This window comes from Bacteroides sp. ET71 (assembly GCF_023336905.1).
GTDB lineage: Bacteria > Bacteroidota > Bacteroidia > Bacteroidales > Bacteroidaceae > Bacteroides.
On sequence record NZ_JAMBLS010000005.1, the window covers coordinates 136,473 to 156,212 of the forward strand.

Genomic DNA, 19,740 nt, shown 5'->3' on the forward strand with positions numbered 1-19,740 from the left:
CGGGATGCTGTTGCCCGGATGATGTGTAATCGGATGGGGTGTTTTTCTTTCAAGAGAGACTTTTCTTCTTTCTCTGGCTTACAAATAGACTGTTCTTGACTTGCAGCCTGTGCAAAGTGTCAAAATGTCATCTGTGCTTGGCAAACCTCCCCGTGCCTTCTTCCCATAGGACGCTTTGAGGGCAGAAATCTTAAAAATAGAACATCTATTTATAGAAAAAAGCTTGCCAGGTTGCCATATTTTGCCTTATTTTGCACCCGATTTTAAAAAAGGGAAATTTAACTGACTCGGTGACGAGTCATTTTATTCACTAAACAAATTTTTTTAGAAAGTATGAAAAAGAATTGGCTTACATTATTTGCATTGGCCTGCTCGGTAGCCTTATTTACGGCTTGTAGCGACGACGATGAACCGGCCGGAGCGTCTGTGGACACGGTGAACGGTACGTACACTTCGACCGACACTGAAAAGCAACTGGCACTGACTTATGGCGACGCTGTCATGACGGGCAAGAGCGTCACTTTCAACTCGGCGGACGGGCAAAGTGCCACCATCACCCTGACGGGTGCTGCGAACACATTGCTGAGCGGACTGACGGGACAGACGGTCAACAATCCCGGCGTCATCCCCGGTGAAGCTTCTACGACGCTGAACGTTACCCTGGTACCGCAAGGCGAAACGGGCTACACGTTCTCCGGCACAGACCAGTCCAACGACCGCACGGTTGCTTATACGGGTTCGGTAGAGGCCGGCAAGCTGACGCTGGATGTGGATGTGACGTTTGCCAGCAATGAACTGACGGGAACATGGAATCTCTATCCTGCGAGTGATTTATCGGCTTCGACCTTTCCTATTTTTGCTAATTGGGAAAGTAATACCAAAATTGTAATGGATGAAAACACTCAATGGAGTATGACTGAGTTGCTGGCTCTCGCTCTTCATTTGCCTGTATTTGGATCGACAGATAACCCACAGTCGGTAGACCAAATGTTGGCTGCTGTTTTGCAGAGTATAACATTTGGTGTTGATGGTAACATCATAGCTTCTTATTCTGATGCTGCCAACATTTCATCTCCTACTTGGCAGGACTCTCCGGCTGGTATGGTTCAATATTGCGTAAAGAATGGAAAACTTTATGCTTATCTGGATATTGATGTTATTATGGCTGCTGTAATGGGTACTTCTTCGCAGGCTGATGCCGGAAGCGATGATTTATTATCAAGTCTGTTGCCCATGTTGTTGGGGCATATGAACGAAATCGCTCCGCTTTTAACTGAAGGAATTCCTTTGGGCTATCGTATAGATCCTTCAACGGGAGTATTGAGCGTGTATATTGAGAAAGAAGGTTTGGGTGATGTCTTAATTAATATAGCTACCGAACTGCTGAACGATCCGGAGATGCAGGAGAAACTTCTTGCGATGATGCCGTCAGATGGAATATTTGGTGTTTTCGGTGCTCTGATAATTCCTCAGCTGGGTGGTGTAATTGGAGACACTACGGGCATGGAACTCGGTCTGAACTTCAACCCTGCAACGACGACTGCCGAATAATTCGATAGCCATCGAAGAGATTAACAGCGACGCCCGGCCTTCTTGCTGAAGACCGGGCGTCGTTCGCTTTCTTGCATCGGGCATCCCGAGCATCGGTGTTCAGATATCTTGGACATAGGCACTTGGGCTTCCCCGTGCCTTTTTCATGCCGTGGACGGGAGGTCGGGAGCGAAGTCGGAGGCTAAGTCTGGCCCTCGGCAATAATATTTTCCCCTAAACGCTTGCCTGCTATGGAAAAATGCTTATTTTTGCAAACACGCTCCCCGCAAGCAGAAAGAGCGCACCGATTTAAAGAGCAAGAACTATGGAAGAGCATTTGAGTCTGAAAGAAAAAGAGCAGGCCGAAGAAGCCATGATACAGCAAGCGTTCCAGGAACTGCTGAATGACTACCTGGCCACCAAACACCGCAAACGCGTGGAAATCATCACCAAAGCGTTCAACTTTGCCAACCAGGCCCACCGCGGCATCAAACGACGTTCGGGCGAACCCTACATCATGCACCCCATCGCCGTGGCAAAAATCGTGTGCAACGAAATAGGACTCGGCTCTACCTCCATCTGCGCCGCCCTCCTGCACGACGTGGTGGAGGATACCGACTATACGGTAGAGGACATTGAGAATATCTTCGGCCACAAAATTGCGCAGATTGTGGACGGGCTGACCAAAATCTCCGGCGGCATCTTCGGCGACCGCGCCTCGGCACAGGCGGAGAACTTCAAGAAGCTGCTGCTCACCATGAGCGATGACATCCGCGTCATCCTTATCAAGATAGCCGATCGTCTGCACAACATGCGCACGCTGGGGTCCATGCTGCCCAACAAGCAATACAAGATTGCCGGCGAGACGCTTTATATCTACGCTCCCCTGGCTCACCGACTGGGGCTGAACCGTATCAAGACAGAGCTGGAAAACCTCAGCTTCAAGTACGAACACCCCGAAGAATATGCCGAGATAGAGAAGAAGCTGGCCGCCACGGCAGCCGAGCGTGACAAGGTTTTCCAGGAGTTTACCGCTCCCATTCGCGCCCAGTTGGACAAGATGGGCTTGCAGTACCACATCCTGGCCCGTGTCAAATCCATCTACTCCATCTGGAACAAGATGCAGACCAAGCATGTGCCTTTTGAGGAAATCTACGACATCCTGGCCGTACGCATTGTCTTCAAACCGCGCAACATGGAGGAAGAACTGAACGATTGCTTCGACATCTACGTGGCTATCTCCAAGATATACAAACCGCATCCCGACCGCCTGCGCGACTGGGTAAGCCATCCGAAGAGTAACGGATACCAGGCCCTGCACGTCACCCTCATGGCCAACAACGGACAGTGGATAGAGGTGCAGATACGCAGCGAACGCATGGACGACGTGGCCGAGCAGGGCTTTGCCGCTCATTGGAAATACAAGGAAGGTGGAGGCGGCGAGGACGAAGGCGAGCTGGAACGCTGGCTGCATACCATCAAGGAGATTCTGGACGACCCGCAGCCCGATGCCATCGACTTCCTGGACACCATCAAGCTGAACCTCTTCGCTTCGGAGATTTTCGTCTTCACGCCCAAGGGCGACTTGAAGACCATGCCTCAGGATTCTACCGCGCTGGACTTTGCTTTCTCTCTTCATACCGACATTGGAACGCACTGCATCGGCGCGAAGGTCAACCATAAGCTGGTTCCTCTGAGCCATCGTTTGAACAGTGGCGACCAGGTGGAAATACTGACTTCGAAAGCCCAACGCATACAGCCCGAATGGGTGGGGTTCGTCACCACTGCCCGCGCCAAGGCCAAGATTACCGAAATTCTGCGCAAAGAGGAGAAAATCAATCAGCAGAAAGGTGAAGTGCTCTTGAACGAGTTTTTGCAGAAAGAGGGCGTGCCGGTAGATGCTTCTTCCATTGACCGCCTGACGAATCTGCATAACTTCCATACTCCCGACGAACTGATGGCCGCCATTGGCAGTGGTAAAGTGGTGCTGGGCGATGTAGACCGTAATCTTTTCAAGGAGAAGCAGGGGAAGAATTGGAAGAAACTGCTGTCTTTCTCTTTCGTGAAGGACACTGTCAAGGACGGGAAAGACGGCAAGGTGGTACCGAAGGCCGAGGGCAAGCCTGAGAAAATTGATACCAAGAAGATTCTGAAACTGACGGAGGAGGCCATCTCCAAAGAATACATCATGGCAGAGTGTTGCCATCCTATTCCCGGCGATGACGTATTAGGCTATATCGACGAGCAAAACCGGGTTATCATACACAAACGGCAGTGCCCCGTGGCCGTGAAACTGAAGAGCAGCTATGGCAACCGCATCATTGCCACGCAATGGGACACGCACAAAGACCTTTCGTTCCTGGTTACTATCTATGTGAGAGGCATTGACGGAGTGGGGGTCTTGAATGAAGTCACACAAGTCATCTCGCGCCAACTCAACGTGAACATCCGCAAGCTGAACATCGATGCTATTGATGGCATTTTTGAGGGGAAGATACAGCTTTACGTACACGACGTGGACGATGTGCGGACCATCTGTAATAACCTGAAGCAGTTGCAGCACATCAAAGAGGTGGCCCGCGTCGAGGATTAACTTACGAACCGGCTTCCGGCTTCCGGTCTTCTTCGATGTTCTTTTTCAGCGCATCCATGTCCTCGTAACTGAAGGCGTTCAAGGCGTCGCGCATGCTTACCAGCTCCTCGCGGATGGATTTCAGCCGTTCCACCGCTTCGTAGTTGCGGAGGGTTGTCTCGCGGTTGTCTTTCAGCCGTTGGCGGGCGCCTTGCAGAGTCATGCCGCGTTCTTTCACCAGATGGTATATCAGTTTTAGTGCCTCGATGTCTTCGGTGTTGTATTGGCGCACGCCTCTTCCCGCCCGCTTGGGCTTAAGCTGTTGCGGAAACTCGTCTTCCCAGTAGCGCAGCAGCGATTCGGTCACGCCCAGCATCTGGGCCACTTCGCTGATGGAGTAATATAGCTTCAGGTTCTTGTTCTTGTTCAGCATGTCGTCTGTGGTTTGACTTTCTTCTTCTTTCTTTTATTATTATGGTAGAGCGGACTGCTCTCTTGCTATCGAGCGGACTGCTCTCTTGCTATCGAGCAGATTGCTCTCTTGCTATCGAGCAAGTCGCTCGTTCCGGTCAGTCCATCATCTTGCCGTGGTTGGCGGCCAGTTGTATCATGCGGTCATAGTCCTCGGCGCTCAGGTCCATGAAGTAGTAGTTGACGGGGTTCACCACGCGACCTTTCACGTGCACCTCGTAATGCAGATGCGGCCCGGTGCTTTTGCCTGTGCTGCCCACGCCGCCTATCACTTCGCCGCGCACCACCTTTTTGCCCAGCCGTGTGCGGAATTCCTGAAGATGTGCGTACCAGGTCTCATAACCGAATCCGTGGTCGATGACGATGATGTTGCCATAGCCCGTCTGCCAGCCCATCTTTACCACTGTTCCATCTCCCGTGGCGTAGACATCTGTGCCCGGATTGGCGGAGAAATCCATGCCCGCGTGGAAGCGCGTCGTGCCGTAGATGGGGTCTATGCGTGTGCCGTAACCCGAAGCCGTTTTCTTCAGGTCTTTGTTGGACACGGGCTGAATGGCGGGGATGCAGCGCAGCATTTCGTCGTGTTGCCGGCACATCTCCACCACTTCGTCGAACGAGCGCGACTGGATGTACAGTTGTTTCGTCAGCAAGTCCAGCTTCTGTGTTGTGCTTACCACCAGTTCCGCGTCGGCCATGTTCATCAGATGCTCGTAGCGGTTGGTTCTTCCGTAGCCGGCCTGGCGGATGGCCGAGGGGATGGGGTCGGCCTGGAAGATGACGCGGTAGAGGTTGTCATCGCGCTGTTGGATGTCCTGCAACACGCCCATCGCTTCGTCCATGCGGTGCGACAAGACGTTGTATTGCGACAACAGGCGGCTGTTCTCCTTGCGCAGTTCTTTTTCGGATGGCGAGCCGAAGATGATGAGCGGGGCAATGAAGCACGCCGCGCCCAGTCCCATGCCGATGAACAGGCGGCGCAGGTGGCTCATCAGCCGCTGGCGGACGGTGGGGTAGATGCGGTCGTAGGTCTGGGTACGTGGGTTGTAAATGTAGTAAACTTTGCGCATGATGGGGAATTATTTCGCTGTCAATGCGGCAAAAGTAATAAAAACAAGCTATCTTTGCGCAGTTTTTTGAGAATATTAACCGCTAAATAAGAGTATGTTGACTGCAAATGAAATCAGAGACTCGTTCAAGAGTTTCTTCGAGAGCAAAGGACACCATATCGTACCCTCGGCTCCCATGGTGATAAAAGATGACCCCACGCTGATGTTCACCAACGCGGGAATGAACCAGTTCAAAGACATCATTCTGGGCAACCATCCGGCGCAATGGAAGCGCGTGGCCGACTCGCAGAAGTGCCTGCGTGTCAGCGGAAAGCACAATGACCTGGAAGAAGTGGGACACGACACGTACCACCACACCATGTTCGAGATGCTGGGTAACTGGTCGTTCGGCGATTATTTCAAGAAAGAGGCCATCTCCTGGGCATGGGAATACCTGGTGGACGTGCTGAAACTGAATCCTGACAACCTCTATGCCACCGTCTTCGAGGGAAGTCCCGAAGAGGGGCTGGGCCGCGACGACGAGGCGGCTGCCTATTGGGAACAATTCCTCCCCAAAGACCATATTATCAACGGCAACAAGCACGATAACTTCTGGGAGATGGGCGAGACAGGGCCCTGCGGACCTTGTTCGGAGATTCACATCGACCTGCGCAGCGAGGAAGAGAAGGCCCAGGTGCCCGGACGGGACATGGTGAACCACGACCACCCGCAGGTCATCGAAATCTGGAACCTCGTGTTCATGCAGTTCAACCGCAAGGCCGACGGCAGCCTGGAGGATTTGCCGGCCCGTGTCATTGATACCGGCATGGGCTTCGAGCGTCTTTGCATGGCTCTTCAGGGCAAGACGTCCAACTATGACACCGATGTCTTCCAACCCATGATACAGGCCATTGCCACGATGGCCGGCACGCCGTATGGGGCGGATGCGCAGAAAGACGTGGCCATGCGCGTGGTGGCCGATCATATCCGCACGATTGCTTTCTCTATCACCGACGGGCAGTTGCCGGGCAATGCCAAGGCGGGCTATGTCATCCGCCGCATCTTGCGCCGTGCCGTGCGCTATGGCTACACGTTCCTGGGGCAGAAACGGGCGTTCATGTACAAGCTTTTGCCGGTGCTGATACAGGAGATGGGAACGGCTTATCCCGAGTTGGGCGATCAGAAAGACCTTATCGCCAAGGTGATGAAGGAAGAAGAGGAGACGTTCTTGCGCACATTGGAGACGGGCATCCGCCTGCTGGACAAGACGATGGCCGAAGCGAAGGCTGCCGGACGGACGGAAATCAGCGGAAAGGATGCCTTCACGCTGTACGACACCTTCGGCTTCCCGTTGGATCTGACGGAGCTTATCTTGCGCGAGAATGGCATGACGGCCGACATTGAAGCGTTCAACGCCGAGATGCAGCAGCAGAAGCAGCGTGCCCGCAATGCCGCTGCCGTGGAGACCGGAGACTGGGTTACGCTGAAGGAAGGCACCACGGAGTTCGTCGGCTATGACTATACGGAATATGAGACCAGCATCTTGCGCTACCGCCAGGTGAAGCAGAAGAACCAGACGCTCTACCAGATTGTGCTGGACAAGACGCCGTTCTACGCCGAAAGCGGCGGCCAGGTGGGCGACACCGGTGTGCTGGTCAGCGAATACGAGACGATAGAAATCATCGACACGAAGAAGGAGAACAATCTGCCCATCCACCTGGCCAAGACGCTGCCCACGCATCCCGAGGCGCCGATGATGGCCTGTGTCGACGTGGAGAAGCGCGCCGCCTGTGCCGCCAACCACTCGGCCACGCACCTGCTGGACGAGGCGTTGCGTCAGGTGCTCGGCGACCACGTGCAGCAGAAAGGCTCGCTCGTGACGCCCGACTCGCTCCGCTTCGACTTCTCGCACTTCCAGAAGGTGACGGACGAACAGCTACGCGAGGTGGAACACCGCGTTAATGCCAAGATACGTGCCAACATCCCCCTGACCGAACATCGCAACATCCCCATCGAGGAAGCCCGCGAACTGGGTGCCATCGCCCTCTTCGGCGAGAAATATGGTGACCACGTGCGCGTCATTCAGTTCGGCTCGTCCATCGAGTTCTGCGGCGGCACGCACGTACCCGCCACGGGCTGCATCGGCATGGTCAAGATTATCTCTGAGAGTTCCGTGGCCGCCGGCGTGCGCCGCATCGAGGCCCTGACGGGTGCGAAGGTGGAGGAACTGATGGACGGCATACAGGATACTATCCAGGGACTGAAGGTGCTCTTCAACAACGCCCCCGACCTGACTGCCGCCATCCGCCGCTACATCGACGAGAACGCCGGGCTGAAGAAGCAAATCGAGGACTTCATGCGCGAGAAGGAGGCGCAGTTGAAGGAGCGGCTCCTGAAGGGCATGAAGGAGGTGCACGGCGTGAAGGTCGTATCGTTCTGCGCGCCCATCGCGCCGGACATGGCCAAGAACATCGCCTTCCAACTGCGGGGCGAGCTGGGCGACAGCTTCTGCTTCGTAGCCGGAACCGTCTTCGAGGGCAAGCCCATGCTGACGGTGATGCTGGGCGAGAAGCTCGTGGCCGACGGACTGAAGGCCGGTGCGCTGGTGAAGGAAGCCGCACGACTCATCTTGGGCGGCGGCGGCGGGCAACCGCACTTTGCTACGGCAGGCGGCAAGAACCCCGATGGCCTCAAGGCCGCTGTGGACAAGGTGCTGGAGCTGGCCGGGCTGCAGTAAAATGAAAGAGGGGGTGTGCCGAATATGGAATTGCACACAGATGACACGGATTAAGGACAGATGACCACTGATGATATGTTATAAATCTGCGAAAATCTGTTTAATCCGTGTTATCTGCGTGCCAATGTCTCATTACGCGGCACACCTCCTTTTTTATGCCCTCTGCGCGGGCGTTGAAAAACTCTGGTGCAGAGTTTACCCAAACTCTGATGCAGAGTTTACCCGAACTCTGGGCAGAGTTTGAACAAAACATGGGCAGGATTTTCGGAAGGCACGCCCAGCGTCCCCGGAAATCCTGCCCATTCACTTGCTTGTCAGCGCTTTACCTGCCTCATGCGGCCGATGAGCTCGTCACCCAAAGCCGTCTTGACGCGGATGTGCTCCAGCACAGCCGTCACAAACGGGTTGCTCTCGAAGTCGCCGCGCACCTGCTCGAAGTCCAGCTCCTTCTCGGCACGCGAGCCGTCGGCCCCGAAGCCCGTCATCGACGCCAGCGAGAACTCCTTGCGCGCATCCTCGTACAGCATCCGGTCCAGCCCCACCACGGCCTCCTTCCACTTCTCCACGATGCGGATGATGTCCTCGGCCGTCATCTCCTCCGGTTTCGTGCCGTAAAACTCCTCCAGCCGCTCGTATGCCCACGTCCACTCGTAGGTGTAATAATTCAGGTGCATCCGTTCGAACTCGGCATTGATGTCCTGCAGCCGGTTCACCTCGCCCCGCTCGATGGCGTCCAGCAAGCGGTCAATCTCACTCTTCGGCGCAATCAGCCCCGAGATGTCCACCCACTCGCCGCTGCCCACCGGCGTGTCCGGCCGCAACCGTGCCCGAATCTCCTCGTCCGTGCGGAAGGCCGTCCCCTCCAGCCGCTTGATGACCGAGTTGCCCAGGAACTTGTGTATGGCCGTTTCATAGAAGCCGATGCCTTTCACCAGGGCCGAATTGCGGATTTTCGCGCTGTGGTACGAGTAAATGTCCGACAACTCGCCCGACGCATGGCGCAGCGCCAGCAAAATCTCCCTGCCCTTGAACATCTTCTGCACCGTGTACGGGCTCAAGAGGTTGTAGTTGATATAGTCCAGCCGGTGCGGGTCGGTACGTCCGTCGCGCTTCGGCCACTTCTGCGCGTCGCGGATGGTTCCCACGCTGCGCAAGTTCACGCCCGGCGCCAGATACGTCGTGTTCTGCTGTTCGATGAGGTAGGAGAACGGCAGATTCGAGGTGTCCGCATGGTTCACATGCCGCCCCATCACCAGCGAAAAAGCACCCACCCGTGCCGGCCACAAGATGTACGAGTCCGACGAAGTCTTCGCCCCTCGCTCCAGCGTCCCCTGGTGGATAGGTCCCAGCTTGTACATATGGTTGCTCTGGTTCGACCCCGACCCTGCGTTCATGAACGAGAACATCCCCGCAATGAGCAGCGTCGACTTGTGGTGCGTCACCGTGAACGGCCCCGCGAAGATGGCGCACGCCTCGCCGTTCTCGCCCTGGCAGTTGCTGAAGAACAGCGAGTCCGAGGCCGAATACCCATGTCCCAGCTTGCACGCCTGCCCCACGAAGCAGCGCGTCAGCATCGCCCCGTCGTCCACGTGCGAGCCGCTCGAGATGATGAAATCCTCGCACACCACGCCCTGCCCGATGTGCACCGGGGCCGCAACGTTGCTGTTGATGCTGCCGTTGTACAAGCGTCCCGCACCCGAGATGCGGCACCAGTCGCCGATGCGCACGTTCTTAATGCTCCCCGTGTTGAGGATGGTCACGTGGTCACCTATCCGTCCGCGGTCCGAAGCATGCTTGCGGGCATAGAAGTCCGTAATCTCCTTCAGCCGTGCCGTCAGCACCGGGCGGTGGCGATACAGCGCCATGATGTAAGCGATGTGGGCAGACAGCTTGTCGTTGATGGCCACCTCGCGGCCGCCGGTCTCGTTCAGCACGGCCACCTCCACGCCGTTGCCGAAGGTCGATGTGCCTTCCACGAGGATGCGGTCCACGTTCTCGATGAACGTGTCGTCGCCTATTTCATAATTGGCAATATAGTTCTGTATGTTCTCGATGCAGCAGTTGTTGCCCACCGTCACGTTGTGCAGCGTCACGTGGCGCAGCGCCGAATGTTTCTTGATACCTCCGGGCAAGGTGAACTCACCCTCGAACACGCCCAGGCGGACGTCGCCCGAGAAGCGCGTGTGGTGCACATAGTCGGTGGTGAAGCCTTCGGCCACACTCACTCTCTCCCAATCGTCGGCCAGGCAAGATTGGGCTTGCAGGCGGGCGATTTCGTCGTTTGTCAGTTGTCTGTAGTTCATAGTTTAATGAAGAATTAAGAATGATGAATGAAGAATCTTGTTAAATGAAGAATTAAGAATTAAGAATTAAGAATGAAGAATTTCCCGCCTGCCCTTTCTTCTTGCTCTGTCATGTTGAGCGAAGCCAGCAGGGCGCAGTCGAAACATCTCAAGACAAGAAGGACTTAGTGAGATCCTTCGACTTCGCTCAAGATGACATCCAGTCGGGAGATTCTTCATTTTTCGTTCTTCATTCTTCATGAATAGGGTACAGGAAGTCATTGTACGGATACTTCTGCACATGCAGTTCGCGGACGCGGTCGTAGACCACGCGGCGCAGCTCTTCCAGATTAGTGCGCTGCTTGGCGGAGATGAAGAGGCAGCCACCCGGCTCCATCTTGGCCATCCAGGTCTGCATCAGCTCTTCCAGCGTCCAGTTTTCCTTGGTGCGGGGCGTGAGGTCGTCTTCCGCCTTCTGGATGTAGGTGTAGGCGTCTATCTTGTTGAAGACAATCATCATCGGTTTGCCCGCCGCGCCAATGTCGGCCAGGGTCTTGTTCACCACTTCGATTTGTTCCTCAAAGTCCGGGTGGCTGATGTCCACCACGTGTAGGAGCAAGTCCGCCTCGCGTACCTCGTCCAGCGTCGACTTGAACGAGTCCACCAGGTCGGTGGGCAGCTTGCGGATGAAGCCCACGGTGTCGCTCAGCAGGAAAGGCAGGTTGTCGATGATGACCTTGCGCACCGTCGTGTCCAGCGTGGCGAACAACTTGTTCTCGGCAAAGACCTCGCTCTTGGCCAGCAGGTTCATCAGTGTGGATTTGCCCACGTTGGTATATCCCACCAGTGCCACGCGAATCAGCCGTCCGCGGTTCTTGCGTTGGGTGCTTTTCTGTTTGTCTATCTCTGCCAGGCGTTGTTTCAGCAGGGCCATGCGGTTCAGGATGATTCGTCGGTCCATCTCCAACTGCGTTTCACCCGGTCCGCGCAGACCCACCGAGCCTTTCCCACCGCCGGCGCCCGAGCCGCCTCCCTGTCGTTCGAGGTGCGTCCACAGGCGTTGCAGGCGGGGCAACATATATTTATATTGCGCCAGTTCCACCTGCGTCTTGGCGTTGGCCGTCTGTGCCCGCATGGCGAAGATGTCGAGGATGAGCGACGTGCGGTCCAGTATCTTCACCTTCAGTGCACCTTCGATATTGCGTATCTGCTTGGCGGACAGCTCGTCGTCGAAGATGACCATGCCCACTTCGCGTTCCTGTTCTTCCTCGCTGTCGATGTATGCCTTTATCTCGTCCAGCTTTCCCTTGCCCACGTAGGTCACTGAATTGGGCTGGTCCAGCTTTTGCGTGAAGCGTTTCACTACCTCCGCTCCGGCTGTCTCGGCCAGGAAAGCCAGTTCGTCCAGGTATTCCGCTGTCTTGCGTTCGTTTTGCGTCTGGGTGACCAGACCCACCAGCACGGCGGTCTCTACCTTGGCTTCGGATATTACGAATTCTTTCATTGCCATGTTGTTGCCTTTCTTCTTGATTCGATGCGGCAAATATACGGAAAAACTCTTTTATTTCTATCTCGAACGTGGCGAAGAATCTCTCTTTGCCTGTTTCGGGGCAAACAGGTCGTCTGTTGCGAGGCTAACAGGTTATCTGTTCTGAGGCGGATAAAAATAAAGGGGTGTGCACTTTTGTGATGCACACCCCCCTTATGCGTAGTGATAGCGATTATAAGCCGCTAGCGACTAAAACCTGGTCTACAAACATACCCAATGAACCTGCGGCACATGTATAACTCATGGCCATGGTGATGATGCCTGTTTCCGGGTCATAGTTGTTATAGGGACCGTCATAGTTGTGGTCGATGCTGATATTAACCAACTGTGGCTCGGCCAATCCTACGTTAGCCCATACAAGTGCTTGTTGGCGCATGCGTACGGAGTTGTCTTCGTTGATTTTAATGACGATAGAATAATCCGAGTCAAAAGGTGTCATACATTTCACCCATCTGGCATTTTCCTCTGCTTGCATCACTTCGCACGGCGCTTGGCCGAAAGCACCGCTGGCGTAGATACCCTGTCCCAGCGATGTGTTCCAAGTGGCCTCTTGCAATACGTATCCCGTGGTGCTGGCCAGTACGGACTCCGAGTAGCTGTCGACAGCGCTGTTGTCCAACGCCACGCTGAAAGTATAGAGTTCTTCCTGTTCGAGACCCGAGAAAGGTATGTCGAACGTAGCAGTGGCCGAACCGGCGGCAAATGTCACGCTGGCCGGAATCTGGAAATTGCTGTCGCTTTGCGGCAGGGCTCTTAGAGCTACCGTTGCTTCGTTGGTAGTATTCTCGCGTGTGACGGTGATGCCGGTTATGGCCTGGATGTTGGAAGCTACGGTGTAATTGCCTCCGTCGGACGTGAAGCTGGCGCGGATGCAGTCTTCGGCCACGGGGCTTGCCCCTTGGTATTCCACTTCGTCGGTACATGCGCTGAATCCCAGTGTCAGTACCGCAGCTAAAGCTATGTAGTAATATTTGATATTGTTCATATGCTTATTGTATTTTATTACAGTTTGATTAATAGCGGTTGCTCGGGTCGGGGTTGTTCCAGCCTCTCAAGGCGCTGTTGCTATTTTCTTCGGTCTGCACGATGCAGTAGTTCATCCATGCCGGACGGTGTCCGTTGGTGTTGAACTGCGTGTTGTCGTAGAAGTTCGAGCCTTGATATGTGCGGTCCACGCCCATGTCCAGGCGCTTCACGTCGAAGAAGGTCAGGCCTTCGCCCCACAGCTCGATGCGTTTCTGGAGGACAATCTCTTCCACCACGCCTTCCTTGTCTGTGGCGGCACAGGTGTACGTGTAGTCATCTACATCGTCGGCAATGCGGTAAGTGTTCATGAACGATTCCAGCAGTTGCTTGCCCTGTGCGGGATCTTGGTGCGCGGCGGCTTCAGCCTCGATGAAGTACATCTCTTCCACGCGCATTATCGGGAAAGCCGTGGCCGTGGCCAGGTTCACGTCATCAGGATTGCCTTCGCCCGGGCGGAACTTGACGCCGGCATAATTGGGCAGCGTGTTGCCGAAATAAATCCCGTATGATGAAGTCAAGTAGTCTGTCTTTCCATCCAAAGCCCCGCCTCTGGGAGCCTTCCACATGCGTTTGCGGAAATCATTGTCATCAGCCTGGCTGTACAGGTTGGCGTCAATCATCGCCACAGGGCCGCCAGACTGTCCGGCATAGCCGAAGGTCGTCTCCGGGCACATCCACGATACCCAGTTGATGATACCGGTCTGCGCCAAGTCATTCTCCTTCACCACTTGCGAGCCCCACATCCAGCAACTGATGTCGTTGAAGCCTTTTGACGTGCTGAGGCACTCTTCCTGCGTCATGGGCTGCACGGAAGCAGCGTCGATGGCCCGGCGGGCATAGTCTTGGGCGTTGCGGTAAGCCTCGAGGTTCTCCGTGTCGTCCACGTTCTGCCCCAGCCACATGTAGTAGCGAGCATACAGTCCGTAGATAGCATCGAGGTGAGGCATGCACTCTGACGATTCGGTCAGGTAACCGATGTTTTCTTCGGCAGCCTGCAGGTCGGAGAGGATGAACTCGGCCATCTGTGCACGAGGCACGCGCGGGTTGTTGTAGCACTGCTCCTCGGTTGTCTCTTCCGTCACGATGGGCACGGTGTAGCCTGTCACGTCATTGCCTCCGTCTTCCGTGGGGTCGGTGGCTCCATACGTGGGCAGGTATTCATACATGCGGGCCAGGTCGAGATAGTACATCGCACGGTAGGCATGGGCGGCGGCAATATAGCCTTTCACCTGGTCGCTGGCTGTCTCCAGGTCGAAGGCGCCCAGCAGCTTGTTACACGACAGCACACACTTCCAGTAATAGTTCCAGATAATCTGACCGTAAGCATAATCCTTGCCCAGATATACAGCTTCTTCCCACGGCCAGAAGTGGTCGTAACCGGAGTACTGTATGGGCAGGTCGTTGGTCAGCACGTCGCGGATGTGCATCATTGCGCCGTAGCCGAAGTCGAAGTGGTAAGTGCCTACTGTTGTGGCTGGCGTGTTCAATTGGGCATGCATGGCCCACAGCATGGCTGCGGCTGCTTGGTTGGAAGACGTCACTTGGTCTTCGGTAGCGGCATTGGTAGGGAAGGTCTCTTCAATGCAGCCGGTCAGCAGCAGCGTAGACGAGAGGCACCCGGCCGCCATAAGTTTCATTATCTTGTTCATATCTGTATTCTTTATCAAATATAATATATATACGTATAGAAGTTTAGAAAGTCAGCGTGATACCGCCCGACAGGGTGCGCATGGGGGCATAGTAAGAAGATGATGCTTCGCCCATGATGCTCTGGCGGGGGTCAAGTCCCTGGCGTTTGGACCACAGCCACAGGTTTTCGCCGGTAAAGTAGATGCGTACCTTGTCGATGCCTGCGCGGCGGCTCCAACTGGCGGGCAGGGTATAGCCCACGGTCACGTTCTGCAAGCTCAGGTAAGAGGCGCTGGTCAGGAAACGGTCGGAGGACGATGCCGTATATTGGTCGCCGAATTGCAGGCGCGGGATGTTGCTGCCCGTGTTTTCGGGAGTCCAAGATTTCAAGATATCAGCGTGGAAGTTGCTACCCTTGCTGCCGGATGTAGGCGAACTCATCAGGTTGGCATAGTCGCTGTCGTACACCTGGCCGCCAATCTGGTAATTGAAGTCAATAGAAGCGTCGAAACCTTTGTACGTAACGCTCGTGCCAAAACCGCCGTAAGCGTCGGGCAGGGAAGTGCCGCAGTTGTAATACGAAGCCTGCGAATAGTTGGTAGTGGTTGTCTGCGTCACCGTTCCGTCTTCATTCGTCACATTGCGATACCACATCGACTCACCGTTTTCGTTTACACCGGCATACTTCTGCAAGCGGAACGTATAGAGCGACAGGCCTTCACCATAGAACATGTTGCCGCTGCTGTAACCTTCATGACCGTCCAGCTCCATCGTCTTGCGCTCTTCGGGCAAGTACGTGATTTTGTTCTTGTAGTGTGTCAGGTTCAAGCGGATGTCCCATGTCAGGTCGTTGGTCTTGATGGGAGTGGCGTTCAACTCGATTTCTACGCCTCGGTTGCGCATGTCACCCACGTTGGCATAGTACGAAGTGTAACCGAAGGAGGGCGACAGCGGGAAGCTGAAGAGCATGTCGGTGGTCTTGCGGTAGAAGAACTCGATGCTACCGTTCAGGCGTGTGTCGAACAACTCAAACTCTACTCCGGCGTTGAAGTTACCGTTCGTCTCCCAAGTGATGTCTTTGTTACCCATGGCATCGGGCACGGCGGCAGGATTGCCACCCGAGTTGACGATGGTGTAAGTGTTGACGTAGCGGTAGTTACCGATGTTATCGTTACCTTGCGAACCGTAAGAAGCCTTCAGTTTCAACAGGTTCACCCAGTCTACATCGAAGAAGTCTTCCTTGGAGATAATCCAGGCAGCACCGGCCGACCAGAAGTTACCCCAACGGTTGTCCGGATGGAAGCGCGAAGAAGCATCGCGGCGGTATGAACCGGAGAGGAAGTATTTTTCGTTAAAGTCATATTGTGCACGGCCGAAGTAACCTTCCGTGTTGTAGTCAGTGATGTAAGAGCCTGTGCCATTGTCTGTGATAGCACCGTTCAACTCATGGTTGGTCGGGTCGAACATGTTCATGCGGCTGGCATACAGATAGTAGTATTTGTACCGGTAAGCCTCGTGGCCCAGCATCACATCTATGTTGTGCTGACCGAAACTGCGTTTCCAATTCAAAATCTGCTGATGGTTGTACGCCAAGTTGCGAGTATGATACTTATAAAGTATACCGTTGGACGAGGCATATTGTCCGTAGTAAGGGTTGGTGAAGCCAGTCTGGCGGGTTTCGTCTACGTTCACGCTGCTGGTCCATGTAAACTTGAAGTCTTTCAGGAAACGGATTTCAGCAAAACCGCTGGCATTGATGGCATTGCCTTCTGCGTTGTTCTCATCCATCTTGTTGGCAGCGTATGCATGAGCGTTGGTCATATACGGGCGTACCTGATAAGTCTCGTCACCTACGGTATAGCCAGAGCCATAATCATACATGGTGTTGCCGTTGCTGTCAATCATGACATTGCCCTGTCCGTCGCGCACATAGAACGGATAGATGGGGGCGATGTAAGAAGCGATGGCAAATACGTTGCCCGAAGAAACCGATGAACCATCTTCACTCAGCGAGTTGGCATTGAAGTGTGTATAGGCCATGTTGGCGCCCACCTTCAACCAGTCTTTCACTTGGTAGTCGGCTTTCAAACGACCTGTCAGACGTTCATAATTTGAGTTTACAGAGATACCTTCATTGTCCAAGTAGCTGACAGAAGCGTAGAACGATGACTTGTCCGTACCAGCCGATACGTTTACGTTATATTCTTGTCGCAGACCATGGTTGTACACTTCGTCCATCCAATTGTCCGGCGTCAGCAGATAATCCTGCCCGTTATAGTTCACCACATTGCCCAGCGTGGCGTTAGGATTCAGCTTGCCGTTGCTTCCGATGAGCAATTGTCCGTCGGGTACCTTGAATACGTTGTAACCCAATGAATAACTGTTCGAAGAGCTGGGATCAATCATCTGGACTGCTGCATTGTAATGTGCATTGGCGTCAGTCATGCCCATCGAGTTTACGAAATAACTCTTTAAGGCACCATAATATATTTCATAATATTGTGCCGGGTTCTTGATGACATCGTAGTCCTGTACACCACGCGAGTTGCTTCCCCACTTGGCATCTACTGTTACGGTAGCCTTGCCCGAAGTACCTTTCTTGGTAGTGATGATAATCACACCGTTGGCACCGCGTGCACCATACAAGGCATTGGAAGCCGCATCTTTCAGCACGGTCATCGACTCAATGTCTTGCGAACTGATGTTGTTCAAATCGCCGTCGTAAGGCACACCGTCCAAGATGACCAGCGGGTCGTTACCAGCCATGATAGAACTGATACCACGGATACGGATGGTTGGTGTCGTTGCACCCGGTTGGCCTGACGCATTATTTAATTGTACACCGGAAACCTTACCGCTCAGTGCATTGACAGCGTTAGAACTTTGTATTTTCCCGATGTCTTCAGACGAAACGACACTGGCCGAACCCGTGAACGCCGACTTCTTGGCCGTACCGTAAGCCACCACCATCACCTCGTCCAGCAGTTCAGCGTTGGTCTTCATCCGGACTGTCACATTCGGCTGGATTTCAACTTCCTGCGGATGCATACCCACGTAGGAAACTACCAGAGTCTCCGCCGAACTCGGTGTCTTATAAAAGCTTCATAACTAAGCATATGGAAAAAGCGTCTTGTACTTGGTTTTATTTATCCATCTCTGCTTTGCAAACGTTTAACCTATGTCGGAATGAATTTATTTCTACCCAATTTCTCTCGCAAACGGCATTTAACGAATTGATAGATAATATCTTGTGAAAGAGAACAGTGCATATTGGAGCTACTGGATGAATACCTTTGCCACATAAATGCTTTCAAGTGAACAGAGTATTTTTCTTCAGATTCTCTTTTCTATTGTACGAAACTACCATGCCCAATAAGCTATAAAAGAAATTAAACCGTAAACTATTTTCTTAATCAGTCACTTTACCAATCTATGTAGTTTTGTCTTTTCCTTAGCTCCTAATATTTTTTTTTCATCTTTATCCATTATAATGGACAAAAAATACTATATTTGCATTTATATAAATTATAATAGAAATGAAAGAATATATACCACGCCCTTTATACACCTTGCGTATAGAGCCGTTTATCGACAAAAGTCTGATTAAAGTTATCACCGGGCAACGCAGAATTGGGAAAAGTTATGTCCTATTACAACTAACCGATGTTATTCGTCGTTTGAACCCCAATGCCAATATCATTTACATTGATAAAGAACTATTAGAGTTCTCAAGGTTGAAAAATGACACTGAACTTTATCATTATGTCAAACAAAAAATAGCAGAGAAAGAGAATAACTATTTGTTTGTGGATGAAGTACAAGAAATTGAAAATTTCCAATTGGCACTGCGCAGTTTACTAAATGAAGAGGCTTGTGATATTTATTGTACGGGGAGCAATGCCAAAATGCTTTCCGGAGAATTAGCAACTCATTTGGCAGGCCGATATATAGAGTTCCACATCCATTCTTTGAGTTATGCGGAATTTCTTACGTTCCACCATTTACCTGATACACAAGACAGCTTGAAGAAATTTCTCATTTTTGGGGGAATGCCTTATTTATATCATTTGCCATTGGATGAAAATATTATTTTCGAATATCTGAACAGCATCTATTCTACAATCTTGCTGAAAGATGTCGTAAGCCGTGAATCCATACGCAATGTTTCTTTTTTGGAAAATTTGGTGGCGTATTTGGCTGACAACACGGGAGCTTTGTTTTCGGCACAAAATATCTACAAATACTTGAAATCACAGCATGTCAATATGCCTGTACAAACCATCTTGAACTATTTGAAAGCTTTGTGTAACAGCTTTTTTGTGTACAAAATCCAGCGAATAGACACTCAAGGAATGAAAATTTTCGAAGTTGGAGATAAATATTACTTTGAAGACTTAGGAATCCGCAACGCTGTGAATCATTTCAATTACCGAAATGATATTAACAAGTGGATGGAAAATGCTGTTTGCATAGATTTGCTTAGGGCAGGCTATCAAGTATACGTCGGAAAAAATGCCAACAAAGAAATTGACTTTGTTGCTCGCAAGGGGACACAACGCCTTTATATACAGGTGACTTATTTGTTGACAGACGAAGATACCCTGCAACGAGAGTTTGGTAACCTGTTGGAGATTCCAGATAATTACCCCAAATATGTAGTTACCATGGACGAAATGTCTTCCGGAGGAAATTATCAAGGTATCAAGCAAGTACACTTGCGCGATTTCCTGTTGGCAGAAAACAAAGAAAAGCTATAACCGCGTGCATCAGCATATCCGCCAATCTGTAAAAAGAGGTTGTCTCAAAATGAAATGCCGGGTACCCTTTTGCTCTGTCATCCTGAACAACGCTCAGGATATCAGCGATGATGAAAAATTAAACAAGCTCTTAGCCACCAC

The 19,740-nt window shown here is 52.7% G+C and carries 11 protein-coding genes; 4 read left to right on the forward strand and 7 right to left on the reverse strand.

Translation table 11 applies throughout. The features are described from left to right. The first annotated feature begins 333 nt into the window (after positions 1–333). Together M3090_RS05050 and M3090_RS05055 are read left to right on the forward strand one after the other, a co-directional pair. On the forward strand, positions 334–1,551 hold the full coding sequence (locus M3090_RS05050; RefSeq protein ID WP_249054308.1) for a DUF4925 domain-containing protein: 1,218 nt from the start codon (positions 334–336) through the stop codon (positions 1,549–1,551). Between the two features lie 304 nt (positions 1,552–1,855). Next, positions 1,856–4,123, forward strand: a complete 2,268-nt coding sequence (locus M3090_RS05055; protein ID WP_249054309.1) for a RelA/SpoT family protein — start codon at positions 1,856–1,858, stop codon at positions 4,121–4,123. Position 4,124: 1 nt separating this feature from the next. On the opposite strand, the gene M3090_RS05060 is transcribed toward M3090_RS05055, so the two are convergent. After that, entirely contained in the window at positions 4,125–4,535 is a 411-nt protein-coding gene (locus M3090_RS05060; protein WP_249054310.1) for a MerR family transcriptional regulator, read from the reverse strand. Between the two features lie 136 nt (positions 4,536–4,671). Next, positions 4,672–5,640: a M23 family metallopeptidase gene (locus M3090_RS05065; protein WP_249054311.1), complete on the reverse strand. Its 969-nt coding sequence runs from the start codon at positions 5,638–5,640 to the stop codon at positions 4,672–4,674. 94 nt (positions 5,641–5,734) lie between these two features. On the opposite strand from M3090_RS05065, the gene alaS reads away from it, so the two are divergent. Next, positions 5,735–8,356: an alanine--tRNA ligase gene (gene alaS / locus M3090_RS05070; RefSeq protein ID WP_249054313.1), complete on the forward strand. Its 2,622-nt coding sequence runs from the start codon at positions 5,735–5,737 to the stop codon at positions 8,354–8,356. A 314-nt stretch (positions 8,357–8,670) separates the two neighbouring features. Here the strand turns inward: alaS and M3090_RS05075 are convergent, their stop codons facing one another. The 5 genes from M3090_RS05075 to M3090_RS05095 form a co-directional block, all read right to left on the reverse strand. Continuing rightward, entirely contained in the window at positions 8,671–10,659 is a 1,989-nt protein-coding gene (locus M3090_RS05075; RefSeq protein ID WP_249054315.1) for a DUF4954 family protein, read from the reverse strand. 229 nt (positions 10,660–10,888) lie between these two features. Continuing rightward, positions 10,889–12,142 carry a GTPase HflX gene (gene hflX / locus M3090_RS05080; RefSeq protein ID WP_249054318.1) on the reverse strand — a complete coding sequence of 418 codons (1,254 nt, stop codon included), beginning with the start codon at positions 12,140–12,142 and terminating at the stop codon, positions 10,889–10,891. A 217-nt stretch (positions 12,143–12,359) separates the two neighbouring features. Then, positions 12,360–13,172 (reverse strand): hypothetical protein, encoded by an 813-nt coding sequence (locus M3090_RS05085; RefSeq protein WP_249054319.1) that lies wholly within the window; start codon positions 13,170–13,172, stop codon positions 12,360–12,362. Positions 13,173–13,200: 28 nt separating this feature from the next. Beyond that, on the reverse strand, positions 13,201–14,862 hold the full coding sequence (locus M3090_RS05090; RefSeq protein ID WP_249054325.1) for a RagB/SusD family nutrient uptake outer membrane protein: 1,662 nt from the start codon (positions 14,860–14,862) through the stop codon (positions 13,201–13,203). Between the two features lie 43 nt (positions 14,863–14,905). Beyond that, on the reverse strand, positions 14,906–17,890 hold the full coding sequence (locus tag M3090_RS05095) for a SusC/RagA family TonB-linked outer membrane protein (protein WP_249054327.1): 2,985 nt from the start codon (positions 17,888–17,890) through the stop codon (positions 14,906–14,908). Between the two features lie 488 nt (positions 17,891–18,378). Between M3090_RS05095 and M3090_RS05100 the strand changes: the two genes are divergently transcribed. Next, the gene (locus tag M3090_RS05100) at positions 18,379–19,599 is read left to right on the forward strand and encodes an ATP-binding protein (protein ID WP_249054330.1); all 1,221 of its coding nucleotides are present in this window, start codon (positions 18,379–18,381) and stop codon (positions 19,597–19,599) included. Positions 19,600–19,740: the final 141 nt, after the last annotated feature.

Bases quoted from the DNA above. Each gene is read 5' to 3' on its own strand.
- M3090_RS05050 (WP_249054308.1), top strand. From the start codon at position 334: ATGAAAAAGAATTGGCTTACATTATTTGCATTGGCCTGCTCGGTAGCC.
- M3090_RS05055 (WP_249054309.1), top strand. From the start codon at position 1,856: ATGGAAGAGCATTTGAGTCTGAAAGAAAAAGAGCAGGCCGAAGAAGCC.
- M3090_RS05060 (WP_249054310.1), bottom strand. From the start codon at position 4,535: ATGCTGAACAAGAACAAGAACCTGAAGCTATATTACTCCATCAGCGAA.
- M3090_RS05065 (WP_249054311.1), bottom strand. From the start codon at position 5,640: ATGCGCAAAGTTTACTACATTTACAACCCACGTACCCAGACCTACGAC.
- alaS (WP_249054313.1), top strand. From the start codon at position 5,735: ATGTTGACTGCAAATGAAATCAGAGACTCGTTCAAGAGTTTCTTCGAG.
- M3090_RS05075 (WP_249054315.1), bottom strand. From the start codon at position 10,659: ATGAACTACAGACAACTGACAAACGACGAAATCGCCCGCCTGCAAGCC.
- hflX (WP_249054318.1), bottom strand. From the start codon at position 12,142: ATGAAAGAATTCGTAATATCCGAAGCCAAGGTAGAGACCGCCGTGCTG.
- M3090_RS05085 (WP_249054319.1), bottom strand. From the start codon at position 13,172: ATGAACAATATCAAATATTACTACATAGCTTTAGCTGCGGTACTGACA.
- M3090_RS05090 (WP_249054325.1), bottom strand. From the start codon at position 14,862: ATGAACAAGATAATGAAACTTATGGCGGCCGGGTGCCTCTCGTCTACG.
- M3090_RS05095 (WP_249054327.1), bottom strand. From the start codon at position 17,890: ATGCATCCGCAGGAAGTTGAAATCCAGCCGAATGTGACAGTCCGGATG.
- M3090_RS05100 (WP_249054330.1), top strand. From the start codon at position 18,379: ATGAAAGAATATATACCACGCCCTTTATACACCTTGCGTATAGAGCCG.